Source organism: Pseudomonas agronomica (assembly GCF_025917275.1).
Classification (GTDB): Bacteria; Pseudomonadota; Gammaproteobacteria; order Pseudomonadales; family Pseudomonadaceae; genus Aquipseudomonas; species Aquipseudomonas agronomica.
Genome location: NZ_JAOSHO010000429.1, coordinates 1 through 4,338 on the forward strand (window position 1 = coordinate 1; position 4,338 = coordinate 4,338).

3 protein-coding genes and 1 pseudogene are annotated in these 4,338 nt (G+C 57.7%); 3 read left to right on the plus strand and 1 reads right to left on the minus strand.

Annotation, left to right across the window (positions count from 1 at the left end; all coding sequences use genetic code 11):
• Positions 1-100: 100 nt before the first annotated feature.
• The 3 genes from OC610_RS22055 to OC610_RS22065 are packed head-to-tail and all read left to right on the plus strand — an operon-like array spanning position 101 to position 3,666.
• A complete protein-coding gene (locus tag OC610_RS22055; RefSeq protein WP_264430759.1) occupies positions 101-760 on the plus strand; it encodes a paraquat-inducible protein A in 660 nt (219 codons plus the stop codon).
• Positions 747-1,370, plus strand: coding sequence for a paraquat-inducible protein A (locus OC610_RS22060; protein WP_264430760.1), 624 nt, complete (start codon positions 747-749; stop codon positions 1,368-1,370). Before OC610_RS22055 ends, OC610_RS22060 begins: the two co-directional genes overlap by 14 nt.
• Entirely contained in the window at positions 1,363-3,666 is a 2,304-nt protein-coding gene (locus OC610_RS22065) for a PqiB family protein (protein WP_264430761.1), read from the plus strand. Before OC610_RS22060 ends, OC610_RS22065 begins: the two co-directional genes overlap by 8 nt.
• A gap of 94 nt (positions 3,667-3,760) precedes the next feature.
• On the opposite strand, the pseudogene OC610_RS22070 reads toward OC610_RS22065, so the two are convergent.
• Positions 3,761-4,338 (minus strand): annotated as a pseudogene (locus OC610_RS22070) (Mks condensin complex protein MksF); the annotation flags it as partial.

Sequence of the window (4,338 nt, forward strand, 5' to 3'; positions counted from 1 at the left end):
GCTCGTTATTAAAGCCTGCGAAAGCTCGTAATAAATTTGCACAGTTATTTTCGAGCTGGAGCACTAGAATAGCCGCACCTTAGTTGAGCTAGAGCGCTTTATGCCCGATTCGTCAGACGTTGATAGGTTGTCAGATCTGCCCCTGGACGATCTGGTCGCGTGTCATGAATGCGATCTGTTGATGCGCAAGCCTCAGCTGGCCCATGGCGAAAGAGCCGAATGCCCTCGCTGTGGATATGAGCTCTACGCTCACCATCACAATGTAGTTGAACGCAGTCTCGCTCTGGTTATCGCGGCGCTGCTGTTGTTTGTACCGGCAAATTTCCTACCCATCATGCAGCTCAATTTACTCGGACAATCCTCCCAGGACACCGTTTGGAGCGGCGTGGTCGGCCTGTTCGATACAGGGATGCAGGGCGTAGCGGTGGTGGTTTTCCTCTGCAGCATGGGTATTCCACTGCTCAAGCTGCTCTGCCAATTGATTGTTCTGCTGACCATTCGCTGGAACATTGGACGAAGTTACGGCTTGTTGCTGTATCGCATTTATCACCATCTTAGGGATTGGGGGATGCTCGAGGTGTATCTCATGGGCGTGCTGGTTGCCATCGTCAAGCTAGCAGACATGGCAGCGATTACCGTGGGGCTGGGCCTGGTGTGTTTTGTAAGCTTGTTGCTGGTTCAGGTCTGGCTGGAGGTGGTGATGTCACCGCATCAGATCTGGCAGGCGTTGTCGGGAGGGGATACCCATGCGAGCGATTGATGCAGGCATCCTGATTTGCACTGAATGTCATGAATTGAATCGACAGGAAGCGGACGCTGATAAACAGACCTGCACCCGTTGTGGCGCCCGAATCCACCCTCGTCGACCAAACAGTCTGATGCGGACCTGGGCGCTATTGATCACGGCAGCGATTGTCTACGTTCCAGCCAATGTCCTGCCGATCATGACGATCAACTCGCTGGGCCAAGGTGCGCCTAGCACCATCATGTCCGGGGTGATCGAACTGGTACAGCACGGCATGATCCCGATTGCGGCAGTGGTGTTTGTTGCCAGCATTGTTGTGCCCACCTTCAAGCTGGTGGGCATCGCCTTGTTACTGTTTTCCGTGCAACGTCACCAACCCATGTCCGCGCGCCAGCGGATCCTCATGTACCGCTTCATCGAATTCATCGGCCGCTGGTCGATGCTGGATATTTTCGTAATCGCCATTCTGGTGGCAGTGGTGAATTTCGGGAGGTTGGCCAGTGTTGAAGCCGGCCTCGGTGCCATTGCTTTTGCCAGCGTAGTGATTCTGACAATGATTGCCGCAGTAACTTTCGATCCCCGACTGATTTGGGATAACACGGAGTCGGATGACGACCATGAATGATTTGCCTACCGCTAAAACCCGACCGGCTTCGAACTGGTCGGCCATCTGGGTATTGCCACTGATTGCCTTGATTATCGGCGGCTGGCTCGGCTGGCGGGCCTACAACGATACCGGGATCGAAATCAATGTGCGTTTTGAAAGCGGTGAGGGTATCCAGGTCAACAAGACCGAGGTCGTCTACAAGGGCATGACGGTCGGCAAAGTGAAAAATCTCACGCTCGACGATGAAGGCAACTCGAAGGGCGTCATCGCAACCATCGAGATGAACAAGGATGTCGAGCAATACCTCAAGACCGGTACCCGTTTCTGGCTGGTCAAGCCAAGCGTGACGCTTGCGGGAATCACCGGACTGGAGACGCTGGTTTCAGGTAACTATGTTGCGATCAGTCCTGGGGAAGGTGAATCGACCCGCAAGTTCAAGGCATTGGCCGAAGAGCCGCCGTTGTCGGACGCCAAGCCGGGTTTGCATTTGACGATCAAGGCTGACCGGCTGGGTTCGCTCAATCGCGGCAGCCCGGTGTTCTACAAGCAGATTCAAGTGGGCCAGGTGAAAAGCTACTCACTGTCCGAAGACCAACGCACTGTAGAGATCAAGGTTTTCATCGAGCCAACCTATGCCAGCCTGGTCCGCAAACACACACGGTTCTGGAATGCCAGCGGCATCAGCATCGATGCCAACCTGTCGGGGGTCAAGGTACGCAGTGAATCCTTGGCTAGCATCGTGGCCGGGGGGATCGCGTTCGCCACGCCGGAGAACCGCAAGGACAGCCCTCCCACTGACCCAAGCCTGCCGTTTCGCCTGTACGAGGATTTCGATGCAGCTGCTGCCGGGATCCGCGTCAAGGTCAAGCTCAGCGACTTCGAAGGGTTGCAGGCTGGCCGTACGCCTGTGATGTACAAGGGCATCCAGGTCGGTAGCCTGAAGACGTTGAAAGTCGATCCTGACCTGGCCAGTGCCAGCGCAGAACTGACGCTCGACCCGTTGGCCGAGGATTACCTGGTAGCCGGTGCTCAGTTCTGGGTGGTCAAGCCGTCGATTTCCCTGGCTGGCATCACGGGCCTGGAAGCGCTGGTGAAAGGTAACTACATTGCCGTGCGACCCGGCGACAAGGGGGGAGCCCCTCAACGCGAGTTTGAAGCCAGGGCGAAGGCGCCGCCGCTGGATCTGCGTTCACCCGGCCTGCATCTGGTCTTGTTGACCGAAAATCTCGGTTCGCTGGAGGTCGGCAGTCCGATTCTCTACAAGCAGGTCAAGGTCGGATCGGTGCAGAGCTATCAATTCTCCCGGAAGAAGAAACAACTGATCATCGGTGTACATATCGAGAAGGAATATGAAGGGTTGGTCAACGGTTCGACGCGATTCTGGAATGCCAGCGGCGTCACGCTCACGGGCGGTTTGACGGGCGGGATCCAGGTCAAGAGCGAATCCCTGCAAAGCTTGATGGCCGGTGGCATCGCTTTCGAAACACCGGAGCCGAACGTGCCGTTGAAACGGCGCATCCCACGGTTCCGTTTGTATGGGGACCGCGAAGCCGCGCAGCAGAGGGGCACCGTCGTGACGATCAAGGTCGATCGCGCCGACGGGTTGCGCAGCGGTACGCCGATCCGGTTCAAAGGACTGGATGTGGGTAAGATCGAAGACGTCGACCTGAGCGCCGACATGCAGTCGGTACTGGTCACCGCACGTATCACCGAAGTGCCTGAGCGTATCGCCCGCACAGGGACCCAGTTCTGGGTGGTCAAGCCGGAGCTGGGCCTGATGAAAACCTCAAACCTGGAAACCCTGGTGACCGGCCAGTACATCGAAGTGCAGCCCGCCGTGAAGAACCTCGGGCCACAGAAAAGTTTCGTAGCCCTGGCCGAACCACCCGAAAATGCCATCCCTGAAGCCGGATTGAGCCTGGTATTGAGCGCTGCTCGACGGGGTTCGTTGAAGATTGGCGTGCCGGTGACCTACCGCGAAATCACGGTAGGCAAAGTGACGGGCTACGAGTTGGGCCAGACGGCGGATCGGGTGCTGATCCACATCCTGATCGAGCCCAAGTACGCGCCACTGGTGCGCAGCGGTACACGCTTCTGGAACAGCAGCGGGTTCGGTCTGGATTTCGGACTGTTCAAGGGCGCGACGGTGCGGACCGAGTCGTTGGAGACGTTGATCCAGGGTGGTATCGCTTTTGCGACGCCGGATGGCGAGCGGATGGGTAACCCGGCGAGGCCGGAGCAGACGTTCCCGCTGTTCGACAAGTTTGAAGATGAATGGCTGACCTGGGCACCGAAGATCAGTCTCGGCAAGTAAGCTGATTGGATGTGATACCTGTGGCGAGGGAGTAGGCGGTAACAAAAAAGGCCGCGATCCAATGGATCGCGGCCTTTTTCATATCCATGTCACCTCAAACCGCATCCAGCTCCGGCTCATCGGCCTGGGCGTTCATCGTCGCCTTCACCGCATCGTGACGACGGATGTATTTCCAGTCCGCCTCATCGATGTAGATGCCGTTCGGACCGCTGCCGCCTTCCAGGTCGATGGCGACACTGGCGCAGACCTGCGGCTTCACGCTCGCCAGGATCGGCACGAAGCCCAGTTGCAGGCTGGTTTCCAGCAGCGCGGCCTGGTTTTTCTCGTCGATGTCCGCCGCTTCGTCCAGGTAGTACGGCAGACGCACGCGACCGGCCTGTTCACGGTCCATCAGGTGCAGCAACAAGTACATGTTGGTCAGCGCCTTGATGGTCATGGTTGTGCCGTTGGACGCCGCACCGTCGATGTCGGTGTGGATCACCGGCTGGCCGTTGACCTTGGTGATCTCGAACGCCAGTTCGAACAAGTCCTTGAGGCCGAGCTGGTTGTGGTTCGCCGCCACCAGCCGCGCCAGGTACTCCTTGGCCTCTTCGTTCTTGTTGTCCTGCTCGGCGCTCTGGCTGAGATCAAATACCGACAGCGTCTCGCCTTCCTCGTACTGGCCGGCGCTGT